This window comes from Kordiimonas aquimaris, from assembly GCF_025574485.1.
Classification (GTDB): Bacteria; Pseudomonadota; Alphaproteobacteria; order Sphingomonadales; family Kordiimonadaceae; genus Kordiimonas; species Kordiimonas aquimaris.
Genome location: NZ_JAOBPO010000002.1, coordinates 657,242 through 679,542, shown reverse-complemented (window position 1 = coordinate 679,542; position 22,301 = coordinate 657,242). Strand labels below are relative to the sequence as shown.

General features: G+C 46.1%; 19 protein-coding genes. 7 read left to right on the top strand and 12 right to left on the bottom strand.

Annotated elements, in window-relative coordinates; all coding sequences use genetic code 11:
• Positions 1 to 24: 24 nt before the first annotated feature.
• The 4 genes from OEU88_RS08930 (at position 25) to OEU88_RS08915 (ending at position 5,043) form a co-directional block, all read left to right on the top strand.
• Positions 25 to 1,044, top strand: a complete 1,020-nt coding sequence (locus tag OEU88_RS08930) for a flagellar biosynthesis protein FlhF (RefSeq protein WP_262694811.1) — start codon at positions 25 to 27, stop codon at positions 1,042 to 1,044.
• Positions 1,041 to 1,817 carry a nucleotide-binding protein gene (locus tag OEU88_RS08925; protein WP_262694810.1) on the top strand — a complete coding sequence of 259 codons (777 nt, stop codon included), beginning with the start codon at positions 1,041 to 1,043 and terminating at the stop codon, positions 1,815 to 1,817. Before OEU88_RS08930 ends, OEU88_RS08925 begins: the two co-directional genes overlap by 4 nt.
• Before the next feature lie 29 nt (positions 1,818 to 1,846).
• On the top strand, positions 1,847 to 4,027 hold the full coding sequence (locus OEU88_RS08920) for a hypothetical protein (RefSeq protein ID WP_262694809.1): 2,181 nt from the start codon (positions 1,847 to 1,849) through the stop codon (positions 4,025 to 4,027).
• Between the two features lie 107 nt (positions 4,028 to 4,134).
• Positions 4,135 to 5,043: a DMT family transporter gene (locus OEU88_RS08915; RefSeq protein ID WP_262694808.1), complete on the top strand. Its 909-nt coding sequence runs from the start codon at positions 4,135 to 4,137 to the stop codon at positions 5,041 to 5,043.
• 11 nt (positions 5,044 to 5,054) lie between these two features.
• On the opposite strand, the gene OEU88_RS08910 is transcribed toward OEU88_RS08915, so the two are convergent.
• Genes OEU88_RS08910 through fliI form a run of 3 tightly spaced genes read right to left on the bottom strand, consistent with a single transcriptional unit; the run spans position 5,055 to position 8,326 of the window.
• Complete coding sequence (locus OEU88_RS08910; protein WP_262694807.1) at positions 5,055 to 6,446, bottom strand: aminotransferase; 1,392 nt, start codon at positions 6,444 to 6,446, stop codon at positions 5,055 to 5,057.
• Positions 6,447 to 6,500: 54 nt separating this feature from the next.
• Positions 6,501 to 6,926: a flagellar export protein FliJ gene (locus tag OEU88_RS08905; protein WP_262694806.1), complete on the bottom strand. Its 426-nt coding sequence runs from the start codon at positions 6,924 to 6,926 to the stop codon at positions 6,501 to 6,503.
• 38 nt (positions 6,927 to 6,964) lie between these two features.
• On the bottom strand, positions 6,965 to 8,326 hold the full coding sequence (fliI, locus tag OEU88_RS08900) for a flagellar protein export ATPase FliI (protein ID WP_262694805.1): 1,362 nt from the start codon (positions 8,324 to 8,326) through the stop codon (positions 6,965 to 6,967).
• Between the two features lie 272 nt (positions 8,327 to 8,598).
• Between fliI and ctrA the strand changes: the two genes are divergently transcribed.
• The gene (gene ctrA / locus OEU88_RS08895; RefSeq protein WP_262694804.1) at positions 8,599 to 9,303 is read left to right on the top strand and encodes a response regulator transcription factor CtrA; all 705 of its coding nucleotides are present in this window, start codon (positions 8,599 to 8,601) and stop codon (positions 9,301 to 9,303) included.
• Between the two features lie 97 nt (positions 9,304 to 9,400).
• On the opposite strand, the gene OEU88_RS08890 is transcribed toward ctrA, so the two are convergent.
• The 6 genes from OEU88_RS08890 to OEU88_RS08865 form a co-directional block, all read right to left on the bottom strand.
• Positions 9,401 to 10,246 (bottom strand): CheR family methyltransferase, encoded by an 846-nt coding sequence (locus OEU88_RS08890; protein ID WP_262694803.1) that lies wholly within the window; start codon positions 10,244 to 10,246, stop codon positions 9,401 to 9,403.
• On the bottom strand, positions 10,243 to 11,514 hold the full coding sequence (locus tag OEU88_RS08885) for a protein-glutamate methylesterase/protein-glutamine glutaminase (protein WP_262694802.1): 1,272 nt from the start codon (positions 11,512 to 11,514) through the stop codon (positions 10,243 to 10,245). Before OEU88_RS08885 ends, OEU88_RS08890 begins: the two co-directional genes overlap by 4 nt.
• A 15-nt stretch (positions 11,515 to 11,529) precedes the next feature.
• On the bottom strand, positions 11,530 to 11,895 hold the full coding sequence (locus OEU88_RS08880) for a response regulator (RefSeq protein ID WP_262694801.1): 366 nt from the start codon (positions 11,893 to 11,895) through the stop codon (positions 11,530 to 11,532).
• 52 nt (positions 11,896 to 11,947) lie between these two features.
• Positions 11,948 to 12,436, bottom strand: a complete 489-nt coding sequence (locus OEU88_RS08875) for a chemotaxis protein CheW (RefSeq protein ID WP_262694800.1) — start codon at positions 12,434 to 12,436, stop codon at positions 11,948 to 11,950.
• Complete coding sequence (locus OEU88_RS08870; protein WP_262694799.1) at positions 12,433 to 15,516, bottom strand: chemotaxis protein CheW; 3,084 nt, start codon at positions 15,514 to 15,516, stop codon at positions 12,433 to 12,435. The genes OEU88_RS08875 and OEU88_RS08870 overlap by 4 nt, the downstream gene beginning before the upstream one ends.
• Positions 15,517 to 15,684: 168 nt before the next feature.
• On the bottom strand, positions 15,685 to 16,326 hold the full coding sequence (locus tag OEU88_RS08865) for a histidine phosphotransferase family protein (protein ID WP_262694798.1): 642 nt from the start codon (positions 16,324 to 16,326) through the stop codon (positions 15,685 to 15,687).
• A 110-nt stretch (positions 16,327 to 16,436) separates the two neighbouring features.
• Here OEU88_RS08865 and cysQ point away from each other — a divergent pair, with 110 nt between their 5' ends.
• Complete coding sequence (gene cysQ, locus OEU88_RS08860) at positions 16,437 to 17,273, top strand: 3'(2'),5'-bisphosphate nucleotidase CysQ (protein WP_262694797.1); 837 nt, start codon at positions 16,437 to 16,439, stop codon at positions 17,271 to 17,273.
• A 125-nt stretch (positions 17,274 to 17,398) separates the two neighbouring features.
• Positions 17,399 to 17,962, top strand: coding sequence for an NnrU family protein (locus OEU88_RS08855; RefSeq protein ID WP_262694796.1), 564 nt, complete (start codon positions 17,399 to 17,401; stop codon positions 17,960 to 17,962).
• Between the two features lie 38 nt (positions 17,963 to 18,000).
• Here OEU88_RS08855 and OEU88_RS08850 read toward each other — a convergent pair whose 3' ends face one another.
• From OEU88_RS08850 to tolB, 3 genes are all read right to left on the bottom strand, one after another.
• A complete protein-coding gene (locus OEU88_RS08850; protein ID WP_262694795.1) occupies positions 18,001 to 20,364 on the bottom strand; it encodes a penicillin acylase family protein in 2,364 nt (787 codons plus the stop codon).
• Between the two features lie 145 nt (positions 20,365 to 20,509).
• The gene (locus tag OEU88_RS08845; protein ID WP_262694794.1) at positions 20,510 to 20,932 is read right to left on the bottom strand and encodes a hypothetical protein; all 423 of its coding nucleotides are present in this window, start codon (positions 20,930 to 20,932) and stop codon (positions 20,510 to 20,512) included.
• The gene (gene tolB / locus OEU88_RS08840; protein WP_262694793.1) at positions 20,932 to 22,296 is read right to left on the bottom strand and encodes a Tol-Pal system beta propeller repeat protein TolB; all 1,365 of its coding nucleotides are present in this window, start codon (positions 22,294 to 22,296) and stop codon (positions 20,932 to 20,934) included. Before tolB ends, OEU88_RS08845 begins: the two co-directional genes overlap by 1 nt.
• Between the last annotated feature and the right edge of the window lie 5 nt (positions 22,297 to 22,301).

Below are 22,301 nucleotides of genomic sequence, written 5' to 3'. Positions count from 1 at the left end.
CCAGTTATGAGGAACCGAAAGGTAATGCGTCTTAAAACCTTTCACGAAAAAACGATGAAACAGGTGATGGAAGCCGTTCGCAACGAAATGGGTGCGGACGCCATCATCGTTCAAATTGAAGAAAATGAAGGCGGTGTGCGTGTAACAGCGGCTATTGAAGCCATTGCTTCCTCACGCGTTCCGGAGGCTTTGCAACAAACATACGAAACACCTGTTTCTTTTGAAGCATCGTATCCACTAACGCCGACCAAAGAATATGACAGCGCAGACATTGCTGCTGTTATAAACCATCACGGTCTTCCATTTGAAACAGCGGAACACCTCAAAACAGCACTGAATGCAATTGAGAAAAGCAGTTTATCATCCGCTTTTGCCGACGCACTTGATACTACAATCCGCTTTAACCCGCTAACTGATGTGGCCACGCGTCCCATTATGCTTGTTGGGCCACCGGGTGTTGGCAAAACGATCACTACAGCAAAGCTCACGGCTGATGCTCTTTTGCATGAACGCAGCGTACATATCATTACAACAGACACGATAAAGGCTGGCGGCCTGCAGCAGCTTGACCATTTTGCACAGCTTATGAAACAAACCGTTTCAACAGCAGACACACCAGAAGAACTGGCCGCCATAGTCCGTGCACGCACAACTCCAGCCGACTTAACTCTTATTGATACGTCCGGCACAAATCCGTTCGACATGGAAGAACTTAAATTACTTTTGGGTATGATTCAGGCCATCGACGCAGAGCCCGTTCTGGTTCTGCCTGCTGGCCTAGACCCATTGGATGCACAGGAAATAGCAGGCATATTTGCACGCTTGGGCTGTCGGCGTTTTATTGCAACAAAGCTTGATGCAGCCAGACGCTACGCCGGGCTTGTGATGGCCGCTCGCCCTGGATACCTGGCGATGGCAGGCATAAGTCGCAGCCCTTATGTAGCTGAGGGACTAGAGCCTGCAACTCCCGTGAATTTCGCAAAATTACTGACCTCCCTGCCCAGACGCGGTGATGGGGCAACCAAACAAGAGCCTTTGTCATGACGAATGCCCCTACTACTCCTGCACACAAACGCAAGCTAATCACTATCGCCTCTGGTAAAGGTGGTGTTGGTAAAACATGGCTGTCTGTGACACTGGCCCATACGCTTGCCGGCATGAAACGTAAGGTGTTGCTATTCGATGGTGATCTGGGCCTTGCTAACATTGATATACAATTGGGACTTCTTCCTGAACGTGATCTTGGTGCCGTTATTTCCGGTGATTATATGCTTGGTGACGTGGCCATGCCCTATACAGACACTGCCGGGGTAACAATGGACGTTATTGCCGGAAAATCAGGATCTGGCGCGCTTGGTTCATTATCGCAGGAAACGCTCAATTCCATACGGACAGAACTTGAAAACCAAACCAAAAATTATGACCATGTTCTGCTAGACCTAGCCGCTGGCATAGACCCATCAGTAAACACGCTATCAAACCATGCAGGGCGTATCATTGTTGTAATGACCAGTGACCCAACATCATTGACCGATGCATATGCATTTATAAAGTTGGCTGTGGCGCGCAATCCAAGTGCCAACATTTCAATTGTGGTCAACAATGTTCCGTCTAAAAAGGACGGCGAAAAGACTTATGGAGCAATTAAACGCGCAGCTGAGGGATTCTTGAAGATTTCGCCGCCGCTTTTAGGTATCATTCGTTCTGACACAAAGGTAGTTGACGCTATTCGCTCACAAATGCCACTTTTAGCGCGACATCCGCAAGCGGATGCAGCAAGTGATGTGAAAGCCATTGCGAAAAGCCTGATTGAATAAGGTCTATGCTATAGAGAAAGGAGGCCGCTTTGAGTGATGTAACCGGCCCCCCTGCCCCTAAAACAATCGATCGTTCTGTGCAAAGTTCGGGCAAAACGTCACAAGTTGCCAAAGACCCGAATAATGCAGGTAATACACAAAATCGGCAACAAACAGACACGAGCTCTAAAGAAAATGCAGTACCACGATCCAGAGATCCAGCGGTTTCCATATCTGCGTCAGCAGCTCAAGTACGAATTGGTCAAGAACTGCGTGAAACAGTAAACGCCATTGATGCTGAAGGCAGGCCAGTTATCGTAACCGAAACTGCGACTTTTGCGCTGCGCCCTGACGCAGGCTTGCAGCCAGATGATACAGTCGTACTTAAGATTACCGAAACTGGTAAAACGATTACAGCAGACCTTACACAGCGTAATAACTATGTAGTTACGCCGCCTACACAGCTAGCATTAATAATTACTGAGATTCACATCCCGCAACAATCTCAACAACAGAATGCAACCAAACCGTTGGAAACGCCGACCAATCATCCATATCGCGCACCACTTTCCAGCCCCGTTAGAACCGAAACCATCATTCCTGAAACACGTTCATTATTGCTAAATGAAAATGCACTGACATCAAGCTCGACACAGTCAGGTCTCAACGTACCTGCCGAAAAAAATTTACACCCCACCAGCTCAGCAAACCTGCTGAATGCCCAACAAAGTGGGCAGACAAATGACGTTACAGAGCCATTACAGCGTGACAGAACACCCAGTCAAATAAGCTCGGCGACAAACCCGCAAGCGGCTACAGGTCCAGGTATTGGACCCGCTATCGCAGCAATATCATCTGACGGAGCACAGGCTATTATTCAGGTACTGGACCCTGCCATTAGTCAGGTCTCACCTGCAAAAATAGCGACAGTTTCACAAGTATCACCTCTATCTGCAGCACATGCTGTTTTATTGGGAACCGGTGGCAACCTTCTCACTGCTTTTGATAATTCGGCTGCACTTTCTGTTGTAGAGACCGATCGCGGCACATATATCGCACCCAGTGATCAGGTTACCAAACTTACCGGTGAGATAGTTAGGCTTGATGTGGCGCTTCAAAAAACGGCCACAGCATCTTCAGCAACCACCGTTGCCGCCAACACAGTTTCACATGTGCCGCCCACTTTTTCTGCGTTATTGATTTCATCTGAGGATGGTTCATATCCACAGAAAGTGTCCGTATCCTTTGTGAAACCCGAGAACACTTCTTCTCAGGCAAATACTGTGCAAACCGCAACAATTAATACAGTTCAAACACAAGCTGCGTTCCTGAGCCCAGATGGCCCCAAGACAGATATCCGTTTGTTAACAACTGCCGGAGATGTTTCATTGACGATCCCGTCAAGTCAACGCCCTGCTGTTGGCGATACAATTGAAATTCGCTGGCCAAGCGAGGCCACTTTGCAGGCATCAGCCAGCACTCAATTGCCCACAACATCAACACCTGAGGTTTCAACTCGCATCGATGCGCAACAAACATCAGCGGCATCTACCGGCATATTAACAAATTGGCCTGCTCTGCAAGAAGCAGCTGTTGCTATCGCAGCAAGCAACAATCCCGCAGCGATAACTGCCTTGCAGGAGAAAACGGCACAAGGTGGTGGTAAACTGACAAACAGTTTACTGTTTTTACTGGCGGCTGCCGGACGGTCTGGAGCAAATGCATGGATTGGCCGACAAGTCGAAAATACACTTCAAACAACAACGCCCGCACTGTTAAAACAACTTACTTCAGATATCAGACAAATGGGCAACATGGCCAACGACCGGTCAGGTGAATGGCGCGCTATTATGATACCTGTTGATACGCGAAGTACTGATGTTCCTTTGGCAGCTTTATTAGTCCAACAACATGCGGAACTTAACCCAGACGATAAGAATCAAACATCAAGCGGCGAAAACAACGAACAAGACGATAATAAACGTTTTGTTTTGCAAGTGCAGTTCTCTGTACTTGGCGACATTCAACTAGATGGACAGATAAAACAGAAGCAATTTGATCTTACAGTACGCAGTAAAACTAGTTTTGATGCGGCTCTTCAAAATGAATTAAGAAAGATGTTTGACGTATCGGTTGCCGTAAACGGATATACAGGTGCGCTTTCTTTTGAAGAACAATACCCATTCGACATAGACGCCCAAGACATCATCGAGAAACAATTAGTAGGTTAATTTTTCTGAAACACCTCAGAAGAAAAAAGTGCTTGCACTTAAGGCATCATCTAACGAATGTGCACAGCAACTTACTAGTCTCACACCTCATAGATCGGATAATCTAGATGGCTGTATTTGTTGCCTTCGCTGCCTGCGTGCTCATTTGGGGCTCAACATGGTATGGAATTGAATTTCAGCTGGGTGTTGTGGCAAAAGAATGGTCATTGTTTTACCGGTTTGGTCTGGCAGCCGTTTTACTAATTGGCTGGTGCCTGATCAAAGGATACTCGATAAGATTTGACGCAAAAGGACATGTTGCCGCGCTGGGAACCGGTGCGCTGTTATTTGGTCTTAATTATCTCTTTGTTTACGCTGGAACCGAGTATTTGACATCCGGCTTGGTTGCTGTGGCTTTTTCTACATTGTCACTCATGAACATATTCACTTCCCGCTTGTTCTTGAAAGCGCCGATACAGCTGCCTGTTTTACTTGCTGCTTTAATTGGTGTTATCGGCTTGGCGCTTATCTTTAGTCATGAAATGACAAGTTTCTCTCTAAGTGACGAGACAGCCTTGGGCCTTGGCTTGTGCCTACTTGCTACGTTAACGGCTTCTATCGGCAACACCATACCAGCTTCAGACACTGCCAAGAGCTTTGACGTTTTACCTTTTACCGCGCTCGCCCTTCTATATAGCAGCGCCTTTAACCTGATGATCGCAATAGTGTCAGGCGAGCCTATATTGTTTGATGCAAACCCACCTTATGTCATCGCTCTCATATACTTGGCATCGTTTGGCACAGTAGTCGCCTTCACGCTTTACTTATGGCTCATTAGTAAAATTGGCGTTGCACGTGCAGGCTACATTGCAGTTATGACCCCGCTTGTTGCACTAACCATTTCTACATTTTATGAAGGATTTACATGGGATTTAACCGCGGTGGTCGGATTAGCCTTAATCATGATAGGCAATGGCTTGATGGTTCGCTTGAAAGCAACAAAAACGACCACAAATGCATCTAATAAAGCTGCGTAATTTTCGTTACCTTACACTTGCTGAATAGCGGCGTAAACCTCGTTACATGCTTCAAGAAGAATGCTAGCAACAAAGTCGATTTCTGCGTTGGAGATTACAAACGGCGGACAAAGTACAACAACATTACCTGTAGCGCGCACGATCAAACCACGCATCAAGGCGCTTTGACTTACGTGATTACATATACCTAGCTCAAGAGGGTACTGCTCCCGCGTTGCCTTGTTTTTAGTAAGCTCGATACCGACCATAAGGCCACTTGTGCGAATTTCACCAACAAGTGGGTGGTCACCAAGGGCAACATTTAATCGATCCGCTAAATACGGACCTTTCTCCACCGCGATAGCCTCTACCATACCTTCATGCTCGATAAGTTGGAGATTCTTAAGCGCCACCGCACATGTCACTGGATGCCCTGATGTGGTAAAGCCATGTTGTAACAGGCCGGAGCCGTCTTCAATAATCGAGGCAACATCATCTGAAACAACCGTGGCTGATACGGGCACATAAGACGACGACAGACCTTTGGCGAGCGTCATAATGTCAGCAGTAAAGCCAAATGCTTCCTGCCCAAACCATTTGCCAGTACGACCAAATCCACTGACTACTTCATCAGCAATTATAAGAACATCATATTTGCGACAAATGCGCTCAACCTCTGGCCAATATGACTGAGGTGGCACAATAATACCCATAGTGCCTTGAACTGGTTCACCAATGAAAGCCGCCACATTTTCTGGGCCAGCATCCAGTATGCACTGCTCGACAGACTGCGCAGCAGCAACGCCAAACTCATCGGGGCTCATGTCACCGCCCTCGCGGTACCAATAAGGCGCCTTGGCATGGACAATATGATCATTGCTACCATACCCAAACTGTGAGCCCATTTCTTTGTTACCGTTCAGCGCAGCGGTAGCAATTGTACTGCCGTGATAGGCATAATCTCGCGTTATTATTGTCTGCCGGTTAGGTTGCCCTTTGCGCTGCCAATATAACGATACAAGTTTCAGTGCGGTTTCCACTGCCTCAGAACCCGAATTGGAAATGAAAATCTTATTCATACCTTCAGGAGCAATATCAGCAATCTTGGCTGAGAGTGCTGCAGCATATGGGTTCGAAACAGCAGAGAAACTGTGGTAGTAGGAGAGTTTGTTCATCACATGAGAAGCGACTTCAGCAAGCTCTTTACGGCCATACCCAATATTGACACAACCAAGCCCTGCCATTGCATCAAGCAATTTGATATTTTGGCCACTAACATAACAGCCTTCCGCTGAATCAATGAGAAATGGCGGTGCTTGCTTCAGTGTTTCAGGGTCAGTAAATGGATGCACATGATGCTGGCGGTCAAATTCCTGCAACTGTTCAAGCGTGAACGCATTCATCATATCTTGTTGTATTGTCACAGTCTTCTCCACTATCGCCGGCTTGCATGCCTTGCGTATAAATATTAGCTAACGTTAAAATACGTTCTCGCTCATCGTTTTTTCATAGGCACGCAGTGCTTGTTCATCGAGCTCTTTCTGCTCTTTTTTCTCTAAAGCTTCCCGTGTCCGATTTTTTTGATTTTCGTCAGCAATTTCATATGTTTTCAATTCACGAAATGCTTGCGAAACAATATCTTGCTTCTCAGTGATTTCCTCATCCTTCAAGCGCATAGCCTCCAAAAGCCACGCTTTTTTCTTGCGCGCACCTTCTATGTAAGCGCCAAGTGTTACTGAAGCAATTTCACTTTCTCGGAGTTGTTTTTGCTGAAGCATTTCCTGCTCCAAAAATTCAATTGAATCTTCCACGCGCTTCCGTTCATCCAGCAAGCCTGCAAGAGCACGTCTTTCTTCATCTAGCTCCCACTTCTTCAAACGGATAATGCCGTCCAGCTTAGTCATAGGGAGAATGTCCTAACTGCCTGTTCAATGGGTAGCATTCAATTTGCCTCTTGTTTCAGGTATTGATCAAGCACAGCGGCGGCAGGTCCTGCTTGTAGAATACTTTGCAAACGTTCATAGCCCTCATGCATTGACGTCGGATCATCTTTCCATTGCCCTAAATACTCTTCCAAATGCGGGTTATATTGAATAGCAGCATCAACATCTGGGTTGCTACCCATGCGGTAAGCCCCCAGACGGATCATTTCTTCCATATCAGCATACGTTGACATAAAGCGCTTTGCTTCACGCACGAGCAGATTTTCTCTATCGTCATTACAACGTGGCATCGTGCGCGAAATAGACTTAAGTACATTAATCGCAGGATAACGGCCACGTTCCGCAATTGATCTTTCCATCACAATATGACCGTCCAGAATACCGCGCACCGCATCCGCCACAGGTTCGTTGTGGTCATCGCCTTCAACAAGAACGGTAAAGAGCCCTGTAATATTGCCAACACCGCGCGGCCCAGGACCAGCACGCTCAAGCAATTTGGGCAACTCCGTAAACACTGTTGGTGTATAGCCTTTACTGGTCGGTGGTTCACCGCCGGCAAGGCCAATTTCACGCTGCGCCATCGCAAACCGCGTGACGCTATCCATCAGGCACATAACTTCTGCGCCTGTGTCACGGAAATATTCCGATAGTGTAAGCGTCAAGTAGGCAGCTTGTCGGCGCATAAGTGCTGACTCGTCAGATGTTGCAACCACGACGACAGAGCGTGCCAATCCATCCGGGCCCAAATCATCCTCTATAAATTCCTGAACCTCCCGCCCTCTTTCTCCGATGAGGCCAATAACGCTGATATCTGATTCAGAATGCCGTGCGATCATGGACAAAAGAACTGACTTACCAACTCCTGAGCCAGAAAAGATACCCATACGTTGGCCGCGGCAACATGTGACAAACGAATTGAGCGCACGTACGCCTAAGTCCACTTTCTCGCCTACACGCTGACGGCTGTGAGCGGCAGGTGGCGGCGAGCGCAACAGACATGGTTGGGGTCCATCACCAATTGGCCCTTTGCCATCAATTGGTTCACCAAATGCATTAACAACGCGGCCAAGCCAAGCATTTGAGGGAAATATAACTGGTTCTGATTGTTTAAGTACCGCCCTGCACCCTACACCAATACCTTCAACAGCACCGAAAGGCATGGCAAGTGCGGTTTGTTCACGAAAGCCTATAATTTCTATCGGAACACTTCTGCGGTCCCGTGTTTCCACCTCAAGGCGTGAACCAACCGAGATATATTGCCCAATGCCGGCCAGCTCCACGAGCAAACCACGAACACCCGTTACACGTCCATAACGGCTTTCCGTTTGGATCCTCTCAATCTCTCTAATAAGGCTTTGCACCAACTACCCCTGATCATGCGACGCTAACAATTACCCATGCGTCAAATTGATTTTAAGCTGATCCCGTTAACTATAAGTAAAAGCCAAACGAGCTTCTTTGCGTCTATTTTTAAGATTATTTTATTTTTTTTGATGTTTTCGTTAACCTTCGTTAACTTTTGTTAAGCATAATAATAATGCTTGGGGGGAATATTGATGCGATTCGCAGCCTGTGGAAGGCCGAATTCTGTAATATTTTACAGTTTAACGATACAAAGATACGAGGACCAACAATGCGCGTTCTTCTAATTGAAGATGACCCAACGATCAGTCGAAGCATCGAACTGATGCTGACATCGGAAGGGTTTAATACATATTGCACTGACCTGGGTGAAGAAGGCCTGGATCTGGGGAAGCTATATGATTATGACATCATCCTTTTGGATTTAAACCTGCCAGATATGCATGGCTATGATGTGCTGAAAAAACTTCGCACGGCGAAAGTCAACACACCAATCCTTATACTTTCTGGTCTCAATGAGATGGAAAACAAAGTTAAAGGCCTTGGTTTTGGTGCAGATGATTATTTGACCAAACCTTTCCATAAGGAAGAACTGGTTGCCCGCATTCATGCAATCGTTCGCCGCTCAAAAGGTCATTCACAATCAATCATTACGACTGGTAGACTTGCTGTTAATCTTGACACCAAAACCGTTGAAGTTGATGGTCAACGTGTGCACCTGACAGGCAAAGAATACGCCATGCTTGAACTGCTGTCGCTCCGCAAAGGCAGCACACTTACCAAAGAGATGTTTTTGAACCACCTTTACGGCGGTATTGATGAGCCTGAGTTGAAGATTATTGACGTATTTATATGTAAACTACGCAAGAAGCTTGCAACAGCATCTGACGGCGATAATTACATTGAAACCGTTTGGGGTCGTGGTTATGTCCTACAAAGTCCGGATGACAGTATGGGCCAAAAAGTAGCCAGCTAACAAACCTTAGCTTAAAACCACGTTGAACACTCAGTAAAACTAGCAAAAAGAGCGGTAAATTACCGCTCTTTTTTATTATCGCTATGCACGGAAATACCTAACTACCAAGTCCCATCAATTCCTCTGCATTACCGCTTGATGAAACATACATGCCGCGTTGACCACGCACGGGGCGTAATTTGTCCGTAATGCCCAACACAGTCTCGGCAGCACCTAAAAACAGAGTACCATCTGCAGCAAGCGTGCCGTGCATACGCTCAAGCACATCTTTCTTGGTGGCTTGGTCAAAATAAATCAGCACATTTCTGCAATAGATCACGTCAAAAGACCCCATGCCGATAAAATTACTCAGCAAATTGAAAGGTCGATACGTAACCATATTGCGAATTTCGTCATTTAGACGCCAAACATCACCGTCCTGCGTGAAATATTTAATGAGCATCTGAATAGGCAAACCGCGCTGTACTTCAAACTGGCTATATACACCGGCTTTAGCTTTCTCGAGTACCTGCGTACAAATATCAGTGCCAATAATTTCGATGTTCCAACCTTGCCACTTCGCCCAGTTCTCCCGCAGCAAAATAGCAAGCGAATAAGGCTCTTGTCCCGTTGATGCGGCTGCACACCAAATGCGCAATCGTCTTTTTGGCCCACGGGCCTTTTCCATTGCCGGCAAAACATGATTTTTAAACAAATCAAACGGTGTATTATCACGGAAGAAAAAGGACTCGTTAGTCGTCATCGCTTCCGTAACGTCTTTAATCAAGACATCATCCCGGCTAATGCGAAGCTTTTGAATAAGCGCATCCAGCGTATCCAGACCGCGCTTTCGCGCAAGCGGTGTTAATCGACTTTCCAACAGATACACTTTGTCTGCTGTCAACATAAGGCCTGAACGTTCTTTTAATAATCCAGCTAGGAAGTCAAAATCTTGGGTCTTCACATCATTGCTCCCTGAAGCCGTTTACTTGCCGCAGCACCAAGTTCTGTAATCGGCAATATTTCTGTACATAAACCCGCTGTCGCAACGGCACCTGGCATGCCCCAAACCACACTGGTTTCTTCGTCTTGCGCCAAAAGCGTGGCTCCTTCTTTTGTAATTTCTCTCGACCCCTTAAGACCGTCATGGCCCATACCCGTTAACATCACCGCTAATATCTGATCTTTGTATATACGCGCGGCGCTCCTAAACATCGGATCAACCGCAGGTTTGCAGAAATTCTCAGGAGGATCGTCTGTCAACCTGGTAATTATTTTTCCGTTTTCTTCAACGATTTCCATATGCTTACCACCTGGTGCCACATAAATATGGCCTGGCATTAGCGCGGTAGAATCTTTTGCTTCTTCAGCATCCCACCCCGTTGCCTGTTTCAAATGATCCGCCAAGATCGCAGTAAAAGTTGCAGGCATATGTTGTGTTATCAAAATCGGCACATCAGGGCGCTTTGAAAATCCAGCGAAAAACTTCATCAGTGCTTGCGGACCACCCGTTGAAGAACCAATAAGTAATATTTTAGGACGCCGCAAAGAACCCTTTCGTAGAGAAAGCTTGGTATCATTGGCAGCATCTGAATTTATGTTTGTAGCTGTGGCGGCTCGAACGGAAGATATTACAGGCGCGGGCCTCGGGCGAGCGGCAGAAACAAAGCCCGTTGGAGCTTGAGGTCTTGAAGGCTTTACAAACCCGTCACGCGGTGCAGGCGTCGAGCCGGATATAACCGAACCCGCTAAAGCTGGGCTAGCCCGATTTATTTTGGTTCGCCGACGCGATGCCCATGCTTTTACCTTTTCAACCAGCTCACGGCGGAAATCAATATTCGCATTAACAGAGCGCGCAGTCTCAGGCTTCGGTACATAGTCAACCGCACCCATTTGCAATGAACGCAAGCTAACTTCTGCATTTTTACGTGTTAATGTAGAGGCCATTACCACTTGGAGGTCAGGCTTCTTATCCATCATCTTCGGCAATGCGGTGAGGCCGTCCATCACTGGCATCTCGATATCCAGAACCACGACTTCTACATCATGCAAATCAAGCTGCCGCAAAGCTACTGAGCCATTATTAGCAGTAGTTACAACATCAATGTTAGGATCCTCCGAAAGGTACCTACAAAGAAAGCCTCTAATAATCGCACTATCGTCCACTACCATCACACGGTATGGACCATCAGTTTGCGTTGTTTTATTTGAATGTGAAATAGCAGAGCTCACAAAGCATTTCCTAAATTAGATAAGGCCGACTTGAGAGAACTTTGCCTCAATAATCTCGCGGTCAAATGGCTTCATGATGTACTCATTTGCGCCTGCTTCTATGGCTGTACGAATATGAGACATATCATTTTCCGTTGTACAGAACACAACAATGGGCTGCTCCACACCTTCCTTGGCACGAACAGCTTTCAGAAACTCCAGCCCATCCATTACAGGCATATTCCAATCCAAGAGCACAACGTCAGGCATGTTACGATCACACGCGTCTAAAGCTTCTTGGCCATCAGCAGCTTCTTCAATGTCAAAACGAAGTTCTTCCAGGATCCGCCGCGCGACCTTTCGGATTACCTTCGAATCATCAACCACCAGGCATAATTTCATTACTTGTATCTCCCACCCGCACATGAATTGTTGAGGGTTTAAAGTCTATTATTTAAGCAGCTTTATTATTGCTTTCAAAAGCCAATAAACGGTCAACATCCAGAATCGGTAGAAGCTGATCCTTCAAGCGGTATATCCCATTACTTACCTCACGCCAGCGAGGGTCAAGTGTTACAGGGTTTTTCTCGAAAAGTTGATCTTCAAGCGAAAGAACTTCACCAACTTTATCAATCTGTAGACTGTATGGTTCTTCATTGTGCTCAACAACAACAGACATGCTTTTCTCGCCTTCCTCATTTGGCGGCAGACCAAGGCGGCGGCGCAGGTCAATCGCAGTAACAATGCGCCCACGCAAGTTCAGTACACCAGCAACCCAGTCTTGCGCCTTAGGAATTTTGGTAATTTGTTGCGCGTTCAAAACATCATGCACGGCAAGAACAGGAATACCCAATATCTGACCATCCAACATAACAGTTACGAAATCTTGTTTTCCAACAACGGCCATTTCAGTTGTGTTATTGCGCACCACAAGATCATTCATGCTGCGTCTCCTTCAATTTTAAATTGCTGAGCTAAACTGCGCAGTAAAGTCTGTTTATCAAACTTGGCTACATAATCGTCGAAACCAGCTTCAAAACCGCGATTGATATCACGTTCACTAGACAAAGAAGACAAAGCAACAAGCTGCACATTTTCCCAACGAGAACCGTCGCGAATTGTTTCAGCAAACTCAAACCCATTCATGTCCGGCATTTCCACATCAGAGATAATGAGATCAAACATCTCACCTTCTTCCATCAGATGCAACGCTGCAGCGGCACTATTCACAGTCGTTACTTGATAGCCCGCAACTGTAAGGATTGGACGCAACATATTACGGAAGAAGTCACTATCATCAACGACAAGAATTCTTTCGGCATCAGTCTTGAAGCCTGTTTCATCGCTTGTATCTTTGCTGCCCAACCAATCAGGGAAAGCCAGCGCAAGATAGTGTGTAACATCAATAACTTCTGATGCCTTGCCGTTGATAATTGCAGAACCAACAGCTCCTGGCCGGTCAGAAGCTAATTTAATATCAAGCTGCTCTTCAACGATATCAAGAATCTCATCAACAGCGAGGCCCATTGTAAACTGACGATCAGTAAACACGAGAACCGGCTGTCGGCCATCAGTACGAAGCGTCATTTCTTTGTCAGCCAAAACAAGTGGCATCAATGCGCCGCGGTATTGAACCATCAAACGACCATCTGATTTCTCAACATTTGAAACGTCAATTTCCTCAAGTCTGGCTACCAAAGACAATGGCACAGCACGCTGATGTTCTTGTCCGGCACGGAATACCAACATGCTCTCTTTTTCATTCACAGTAGAACGACGCACATGTTCCTTCTCAGCTTCATCTTCTGTGGCGTTATCAGTCACGCCAGAGTTAGCAAGGCTTGCTATGCCGTTCGGATCAAGAATCATAATCACACTGCCATCACCGAGGATGGTGTTACCCGAATAAATATCGAGGCTTTTGAGGATGGGTGCGACCGGCTTAACAACAATTTCTTCAGTATCGAAGACTTGATCAACAACAATACCGAAAGTAAATGCCCCTACTTGCGAAACGATAATGAAATCATCTGCATTCTCACGTGCATCAATTTCTTCTCGCGTATTGAAACCAAGCACTTCATTAAGATAAACCAGCGGCAACAAGCGATTACGCAAACGCAAAACGGGTGTGTCTTTGATCATCTCAATCTTATGATCATTTTCGCCAGCATTTTCTTTGCTTGCTGCCCGCACCAGCTCAAGCACGCTAATCTGTGGAATGGCATAACGTTCTTCATTGGCCTTAACGATCAGGCCTGCCACAATCGCGAGCGTAAGTGGGATTTTAATGGCAAAATTACTGCCCTTACCAACAGTAGAAACCATATCAATGGTGCCACCAATTTTTTCGATATTGGAGCGCACAACATCCATACCGACACCACGACCAGAAACACTGGTTACGGTTTCAGCGGTCGAGAACCCGGGATGGAAAATGAATTTCTGAATCTGCGCCTCAGACATATCCGCGAGCTCGCCCTCTGAAGCTAATCCTTTTTCGAGGATTTTACCGCTAAGTTTGTCTGCCGAAATACCGCGTCCATCATCTTTGATTTCAATAATGATATGACCACCTTCATGGAAGGCATTCAACTCAATAGTACCATGCTCAGGTTTACCTGCCGCAATGCGTTCTGCTGGCGTTTCAATACCATGATCAGCAGAATTACGAACCATGTGGGTAAGTGGGTCTTTAATCAATTCAAGCACTTGACGATCAAGCTCTGTGTCGGCGCCAATCATCTCAAGTTCAATTTTCTTGTCCAGCTCGACGGTTAAGTCACGCACAATACGGGGAAGCTTTGCCCATGCATTCCCTATGGGCTGCATACGCGTTTTCATGACATTTTCTTGCAGCTCAGTCGTACATTGGCTAAGGCGTTGAAGCGGTACACCTAGTTCAGAATTATCTATGTTGCGCGTAATTTGCAGTAGCTGATTTCGTGTTAGTACCAACTCTGAAACCATATTCATCAAGTCTTCAAGCAAGTCTACGCTTACGCGAATTGATTGATTAGTACGCCGCGTTTCTTTTGCAGCACCGCTCGGCTCATTGCTAGCAGCAGAGCGTCCAGCCTTATTAACTTTTGGCTTCGCAACTTCTTTAGAAGCATTGATCACAGCTTCGCGTACTAGCTCAAATATCATTATCGCTTCATCTGCAACGTCAGAATCAACCTGACACTCAACCAGAATTTCTTTGACAAGCTTAAGCATGGCATCGAACTGGGCTTCACCAAAACCACTAACCGTAACAAGTTGACGTCCAACATTATCAGCGGCATCTATATTGTCTTTAAACAGCGCCATCATTAGGCCAGTGAACTGCGCTTTGCGTTGATCTTGCTGAGCAGCGTCAAAAAACTTTGAAAGGCCGTCTTCATTGCCGAGACGTTGGCTGATGAGGTGTGCAGCAACAGCTATCGTGTCTTCGCCGCCAACACGCTCAAATAGATTTTGACCGCTATTGTCAGCAGCCGGTGTTTCGCTCGCTGCTTCTTCCGGCCCTGGTGCATTGGCAAACGCTGCCTCAAGTTCTTCAAGAGAGACTTCACCAGCTTTTAGTGAACGACCAAGGGTTGGATCAATAATTTCACCGTCAACGGTATCAGGCTCATCTTCAGCAGTCTCCGCTTCTGCAGCACCGCCTTCGGCGATAACATCTAGGCGGCCAATCAATTCACTATCATCGCCTTCAGGCTCTTCTTCCGTGGCTTCAAGTCCAGAAAGAATTTCCTTAATACGGTCAAGGCTTTCGAGAATAACTGTAACCGCGCCTTCAGATACCTGTAATTCGCCATCACGGAATTTACCCAAAACATTTTCGGATGCATGGGCTACAGATTCGAGTCGAGGCAAACCAAGGAAACCACATGTCCCTTTGATAGTGTGCACTAGTCGGAAAATATTATCCAAAACCTCTTTATTGTTGGGGTCCTGCTCAAGCTTCACCAGCTCAACATCAACCACATCAATCGCTTCACCTGTTTCTGTCAGGAATTCATTTAAGAGATCGTCCATATCCACTTCCCGGCGAGACCGCCATTCAATCTTGATATTTTTGATGATCATTCATCAATTCAAGACGAAGTTTCGCCAAAAAGAGTTAAGAACGCGTAAAACTTTCACACTTCTTTCAACAAAGCGCAAAATACTGCGGACTCAATGATTTATTTATAATATTGAGATCTATACTGAGGATCGAATTGTTGACGTAACAATTAACTGTGTATCTGCCGCAAGCGCCACTTCAATAGAACCACCAAGTTCTTGTGCAACAGCATATGCCAGGTATGCTGGCGCTGCACGCGGTTCAAGCGATGCCTCTTCGATATCACCTTCAACAGCAGCATGCACAACGTCAGGCAGAATAACACGCTCGCCGCTAGCTTCCATACGCAGTGAGAGCGAGTCTTCACCTTCTGCAATAAATGAAACGCTCAGCTCTCCGCCACGAATCAATGCCTCAGCACCAACCAGGGATAAATTAAGAAGCAACTTAACAGCGCCTTTAGACAGCTCTGCCACAGTAACGTTCCAGTCAAGGTCCACTTTGCTGCCAGCAAGAAATGCTCTTAAGGATTTCTCGGCCTCACGTGTATCGAGATGTGCAGAAAACCCACCTGCAGCACCAAATGCTAGTCTGAAGAATTGTAATTTATTACTAGTTTGAAGTGTGGACTTTTCAATTAAGTCAAACACAGCTTCGCGCATATTTGGATCTTCTTCACCGCTCAATAACTCAAGGCCATTGTTAATAGCGCCTACAGGACTGACCAAATCATGGCACAATCTAGAACACAATAATGCAGCAAAATCCAACTTCGACATTTCATCCCCCCGAAATAACTTTCTCATTTTCACGAGATATAACTACCCTGGCAACTAATTTTATGTTTAACAGTGTGCGAATTTGTAACAAATCGAAAGTTTCTTTCACAGTGACGACAGATATTACACCTTTTGGCCTTAAAAATCTTGAAAATGACCTCCTGAATACAATGCTGCATGCAGGCAATGTCGTAATGGACGTCTTCAATACTGACTTTGAAGTATACGGCAAAGCAGATCAGTCACCTGTTACCGAAGCAGATCGGCAAGGCGAGAAAGTTATTGAAGATGCGCTGAAGCGCATAGCGCCAGACATTCCCATTGTTGGTGAAGAAGCTAAATCAGACGGTCACTGCCCTGACATCTCTGGTGGCATTTTCTGGCTGGTTGACCCGCTAGATGGTACCAAAGAGTTTGTCAAAAAAGGTACGGATTTCACAGTTAATATTGGATTGATTGACCACGGCACGCCAATCGCCGGGTTTGTGTATGCACCAGCCATGCAGAAAATGTATTGGGGCATTGCCGGTATTGGAGCCTTAATGGCAGATGTCATTGACGGCAAAATAACAAACCAGCGTGAAATTCAAGCACGACCTGCAGACCAGAACAACCTAGTCATTGTTGCCAGCAAATCCCACAGGTCACCAGAACTTGAAACATGGCTTGCCCATTTTCCAAAAGCTGAGCATGTCTCTATCGGATCCAGTTTGAAACTGTGCCTGCTAGCAACAGGCGAGGCAGACCTGTATCCCCGCCTTGGACCCACTTGCGAGTGGGATACTGCTGCGGCACACGGTGTATTGTTGGCCGCAGGCGGAACCGTTGAAAACATTGACGGCACACCGCTTACATACGCCAAGGACTTAAAAACGTTCCTCAACCCTTGGTTTCTCTGCCGAGCAGATGACACTTTTGCCGTGCCTCCTCTGCAAAGCACGCAATAGACAATAGTCTTGCCAACATCGAAATAAACAATTCTGCTCATACAGTGCGACACATCTGTGTATGGCAGAGTGATAAATAATCATGTAGGCTGAAGGCAATTATACACACTATGCGGGATTGAATTATGACACTCCTTATCATCGGTATTATTGCTTTCATTGGATTACACCTCATTCCCTACTTTGCGATTGAATTTCGCAATAACCTCATCGGGAAACTCGGGAAATTAGGCTATAGGGGCATTTTTGCACTTGCTGTCGCCTTGAGCATGGCAGCCATTATATTCGGCTGGCGAGGCACAGACCCCGGGTTTGTATACGCGAATCCGTCCTGGGGGTTTCATGTAACTCCGCTCTTGGTGCTTATTGGTTTCTTGTTGTTTTTTGCCAGCAATGCACCAACAAATATCAAACGTGCCATTCGTCACCCTCAGATGACCGGCATATTGCTTTGGGCCGTTGGGCATTTGTTTTCAAATGGAGAAGCGCGCTCTGTTCTCTTGTTCGGCGGATTTGCACTTTGGTCAATAATCGCAATTATTGCTGCTAACAGGCGCGATGGCATGTGGATAAAACCTGAAAAACAACCAGTCATCAAAGATGTCATTACAATAATAATTGCGTTGGTTGCGTATGGTGCATTCACTCATTTCCATGAAACGATTATAGGCGTGCGACCATTTCCATAATATTCACACGCCTATCAATGAACCTAAAATAACGAATGCTATTCGCCAGACACTGTAAACTTACGAACTTTATTAGCTTCCACATCTGCTGACGTAAAACGAATCTTGCGCCATTTTTTCTCGGAAAATAACTTGGTTTGGTCGCTGTAATGTTCATTGTTCGGCGTACCTGATTGACCGTAAGTCAGAAAAGCTTCAGCCTCTGGACCATCGTCACCGTATGCAAGCGTCATAATAAAACTGGTGCCACCAGAAACCAGATAGCCCTTGTCAGAGAGGCCACTACGTGTCTCATAGCGACTGCTTGTTGGAAACGGGCCTATTGTATCGTTAGGGCGTTGATCAATTAAATTAGCAACACCCTCAAGGCTAAATCCACCATGCATAGGAATGGTTTCTTCACCGCGCACCGCAACTTGAACGCCGCCTAATGCAACATCTGGATTAACGGACGCTTCACTAAGAACACTTAAAGCTGTTTCTAAAGCAGCAAGAGCTAATGCAGGGTCATTCAAACCGTTCGGCGTTTCAACAGGGAAATCTTTTGAGAAACCTTCCGCAAACATAGGCTTACCTGCCTTACCGGTATGCATACGATAAGCAAACAACCATTCACGGAACAGAACACTACCAACGCTATCAGTGTTCAAATGACCATCATACGATTTCAAAACCTCACAAGCTGACTGATCGATAGCCATTTCGTTTTCGATGCAAATTGCAATTACATGTGGCAACAACAGTGACGCAGAGAGGCTTTGATTTGACAGTATCGTTTCCTGTATTTCAGCCACAGACCATTTGCCGTCTTCACCCTTAGCATTCTCATCTTCCAGATGAAGTATATTCATTCGAGTTCTTAGGCTCCGCTCGGTCTCAACAGCGCCGTATAGCGGTGAGTGCCCTGTCATTGGTTCCCGCGGGGAAGAAAGCCAGTAACTATCGTTAGAATTAAACACATAATCGCTACGTGTGATTTGCGGTCTTTCATTAAAGGGAACTGTTCCTGGCAATGGTGCATTACCAACAACAAAGTCATTTTCCTGACTACTACCATCCAGAACAGTTAATCTTGAACGGTCATACGCCTGCTTTACTGCACCACCAGCATTGTAAGCATTCTTCCAATTTTCAATTGCCGTATCAGATAAATTTCCAACTGTGGAATTATCCAAGTAAACGGCCTGACCGTCCCGGCTAGTCGCAATAGTATTAATCCAAGGAATAGCATTCCATTTTTCATGCGCGGCCTTAAAGGCATCCATACTGTTGGCTCGGCCCATATCGTTCCACTGCGCAATCGTGTAGTCATTATCACGGTTGGCGTCACGCATGGCAAAAGCGACAGCATCGCTCCACTCCATACCTGGAAGCGTTACAACAGGTCCGTGATGCGAGAAATACATAGTCGCACTTTGATCCTGAATTTGACCGTCTTCGCCTTTCACAGGAACGCTAAACTCATTCTTTTCTAAAGGCTTTACCTCACCCTCATAAATATAACTCATGGGGTCATCCGGGCTTAATGTAAGCTGGTAAACTACAACGCGCTGGCTATTTGAAACCGTATGAGACCACGCGATATCTTTGTTAAACCCAATAGCCACACCAGGCATACCAAGTAAGGTAACGCCGTACATATCAACCTCACCCGGAATAGTGAGATGTTTCTCCCAGAAACGATTAGACCCAAACCACGGATAATGCGGATTGGCAAGCAACATACCACCGCCTGTTTCACTGTGATCAGCGCCAATTGCCCAAGCATTCGAGCCAAAACCACCTGAACCAAGAGCATCTATTGATGCCTTCAATATGGTGTCATCAAGCGAGCCCGTTTGAGTATCGATCGAAGGTGGCTTAGATGCGTACAACGCACGGCCTAAACGAGGAAGAGTTTCACTAATATAACGTGCACGAGCAAAAACATCTAATGCTGTTACAGGTTTAACCCAATCTGCACCATCGCACCAATGATCCTTATTCTCTGTGCCCTGATATTCTGAAAGGTATTTATTAAACCCACTTGCGTAGCCTTCCATTGTTTCTTTCAGCGCAATAGATTGCTTCTCATATCCAGACGTATAACGTTCTAACATCCCCAATCCGCGCACAGCGTAATCAGAAATAAAATTTTGATTACCTTCTCCTACACCTAAATACCGTGAAAGCTCGCCGTTTGCGCGTATAATGATATGACTGATGTTACATAGATGATCCGATGCTGCGACATACCCTTCACCAAAGCCCAAGCTGCCGTTATTTTCTGCAACGATATGAGGAATGCCGTATTCGGTATATGTAACCTCTGCCTCATATTTCGGCAGGGTTTGTTCTTCGACTTGCCCGCACCCCCAAAGCATCATAGACAAAACAACGACAGAACTTTTTATATTGAACATTCGAACATCCCCTTTTGACCGAATTTATTTCTTGCACAATGCACTCCCCCATGAACGCAGGTACATCAAAGCGAGTATTCTACATGCAATCTGATCAGGCAAGTCATTACAGTATAATGATCATAGAGGTTAAATTTGGTGTAGCTTAGCCGGTAAGCTCAAGAATATGAGCGGGGTCAGTCAGGATACCTCGTGCGATCATACCTTCCATTGGTTCCCCTGAATAATACCATTCGATGGCAACCTTTCCCTGTGTCCACATCTGAACATGTATACCGTCAATTTTCTGCTGCTCGTCGTCCCCATCCAGATAAGTGGTCTGGTTGCGAAAAACGCAAAATTCACTGTGTTTATCTATATATAAATCCGTGATGACACCCTGCACATTCTTGGCAGATGTAATGAATGGCTTCTGCTTATCGCGGCAGGCGGCGATACCTTCGCCGAAAATTGCACCGTTTGAATACATCACACCATAATCAGCAAAGAAATGATCTAATGCCTCAAGCACTTGTCCTGCCTCAAGCATTCTCACTTGTGCAGCAACTGTCTCATCAAAAGATGGCATTACCTGCTAGTCACCGGCAGTGGTGGTGACCAAGCAGGGTCTGAGGCATCATAGGGCGTGGGCACCTGCCGCTCGTTATACCCTGTCAAATCAACAGACCAGAGCGATGGCTTGCCGCCACGACCTTGCGCATCATATGGCGGAGTACGGAAGAACATCAATACACGACCATTCGGCGACCATGTTGGCCCTTCATCTTGATAAGCATCTGTTAACAGCCGTTCACCTTTACCATCTGTGCGCATCACACCAATACGGAACTTGCGGTCACCAATTTTTGTGAACGCAATCAAGTCACCCCGCGGTGACCACACTGGTGTTGCATAACGCCCTCGTCCAAAAGATATACGGTGTACGTCACTACCATCAGCGTTCATGACATATATTTGTTGCGACCCACCACGGTCGGAGTTGAACACAATTTTCGTGCCGTCCGGTGAATATGACGGTGATGTATCAATACCAGGGTCATCCGTTAACCGGCGCACTTCACGCGTGCGAAGATCCATAACGTAAATGTCTGAGTTACCGTCCTCAGCCAGTGTCATAACAACAAAATTACCATCCGGTGAAAAGCGCGGCGCAAACGTCATATTGGGGAAATCACCCAGCACTTCAAAACGGTTAGACAGAATATTAAACAAATACACGCGTGGTTTATTATCGAAATAGCTCAGGAATGTTATTTCTTGACGATTAGGGCTAAACCGGGGTGTTAACACCAAAAAACTACCATCAGTCAGAAACTGCTGGTTAGCACCGTCTTGATCCATGATTGCAAGGCGTTTAGTACGGTTCAAAGGTTCACCTTGTTCAGCGATATAAACAATCCGGGTATCAAAATAGCCATCTTCGCCAGTAAGTCTGGAATAAATACGATCAGAAATAACATGCGCTATACGACGCCAATTTGACGCTGGCGTATTATAGCCAACGCCTTCCATTTGAAGTTCGCCAACAATATCCCACAACCTGAATTCAACGCGCAGGTTTCCATTTGGTAACAATTCAATGCGTCCGGCAACCAGCGCTTGCGCAGCTAATGGTCGCCATGCTGCGAAACGAGGCCTTGTAGGGGCTGCTGTTAGCTTCTCGATGAAGGCACTTTGATCAATCGCCCGAAAAAGACCTGTTGAAACGAGGTTGCTCGTTACTACTTGAGATATACTGGCACCGATATCTGATAAGTTACCAGCCGATGTCTCTACATTTTGAACTGGCACAAAATCAGGAATAGCAATTGGCACTGGGTCCACACGCCCTCTGCTCACATCCACCTTCAATTGTGCAGTTGCTTGCAGTGTTATCACTAAACAAGCCGCAAGCACATAAGTCAGTCTTTTCAGTAATAAAGACGCAGTCATCGATT